Annotated in this window: 1 pseudogene; it reads left to right on the top strand. The window is 74.0% G+C overall.

Annotated elements, in window-relative coordinates:
* A pseudogene (locus ACIY1X_RS19350) lies at nucleotides 1-1,664 on the top strand (hypothetical protein); the annotation flags it as partial.

Below are 1,664 nucleotides of genomic sequence, written 5' to 3'. Positions count from 1 at the left end.
CTGATGCCGATGCCGATGCCGATGCCGATGCGGACGCTGATGCCGACGCGGACGCCGATGCCGATGCCGACGCGGATGCGGACGCCGATGCCGATGCCGATGCGGACGCTGATGCCGATGCGGACGCTGATGCCGACGCCGACGCCGACGCAGACGCCCTGCTCGATCCCGCGGACAGCCTCGCCGGCACCGCGACCGACGCCCTGGGCGACACGCTGGGCCTGGGCGACACCCTGGCACCCGTCGACCAGGTGGTCGACGGCCTGACCGACACGCTCAACAACGCGCTGGCGCCGCTGGTCGGCAGCGAATTCCAGCGCGACGATCCGAACGCGCTGGACCCGGTCGACAACTTCGTCGGCAGCATCGCCTCCCCGCTGGGCAGCAGCCTCGGCCCGACGGTCGACGGCCTGCTGGGCCAGGGCACCACCGCGTCCCTGGTCGGCTCGCTCGACAAGCAGGTGGACTACCTCACGGATGCGGTCGCCAACCTCGGCAACAACCTGCTGGGCGACAGCACGCCGCTCGGCAACGTCCTGGAGGGCCTCGGCCTGGAAGGCCTGAACGGCCTGACCGAAGGCGTGCTCGGCACCGACAGCCCGGTGGCATCGCTGCTGGAAGGCGTGCTGGGCGAAGACGGCGCGCTCGGCGGCCTGGTGGCCGAGGACGGCCTGGTCGGCGGCCTCGTCGGCCCCGACGGCCTGGTCGGCGGCCTGCTGGCCGAGGACGGCGTCGTCGGCAGCCTGCTGGGCGACGACGGCCCGGTGGGCAGCCTGGCCGACACCCTCGTCGGTGACGAGGGCGTCGTCAGCGGCCTGCTGGGCGGCCTGCTCGGCAGCGGCGGCGATGGCGGCGGCAGCGACGCGCTGCTCGACCCCGCGAGCCAACTGGTGGCAGGGGCGCTCGGCGAGGTCGGCGACCTGCCGCTGGTGGGCGACCTGGGGCTGGGCGACGTCCTCGCACCGCTGGGCGGGGCGGTCGACGGCCTGACGGACACGGTCAGCAACGTGCTCGCGCCGGTGCTGGGCAGCGGCTTCGATCCGGACACGCCGAACGGCCTCGACGGCGTGGACAACCTGGCCGCGGGTGTGCTCGACACCGCGGGCGGGCTGGTCGCCCCGCTGACCGACCAACTGCTCGGCGAGGGCGCCACGGACGCCGTGCTGGGGCTGGTCGGCACGCAGGTGGACTACCTCACCGACGGCGTCAGCCACCTGGTCGACGGCGTCCTGGGCGGCGACCTGCTGGGCGGGGTGCTCGGCGAGGACGGCGTCGTGGGTGGCTTGCTGGGCGGCGATCTGCTTGGTGGTGACCTGCTCGGCGGCGTGCTGGGCGAAGACGGCGTCGTCGGTGGCCTGCTGGGCGGCGACCTGCTCGGTGGCGACCTGCTCGGCGGTGTCCTCGGTGAGGATGGCGTCGTCGGCGGCTTGCTGGGTGGTGACCTCCTCGGTGGCGACTTGCTCGGCGGCGTGCTGGGCGAGGACGGCGTCGTCGGTGGCCTGCTGGGCGGCGATGCGCTCGGTGGCGACCTGCTCGGCGGTGTGCTGGGCGAGGACGGCATCGTCGGCGGCCTGCTGGGTGGCGATGCGCTCGGTGGCGACCTGCTCGACGGTGTGCTGGGCGAGGACGGCGTCGTCGGTAGCCTGCTGGGCGGCGATCTGCTC

The sequence above is a fragment of the Xenophilus sp. genome, from assembly GCF_044462705.1.
GTDB lineage: Bacteria > Pseudomonadota > Gammaproteobacteria > Burkholderiales > Burkholderiaceae_C > Xenophilus > Xenophilus azovorans.
The sequence above is the reverse complement of the archived record's forward strand: the minus strand, read 5'-3'. Positions and strand labels throughout refer to the sequence as shown.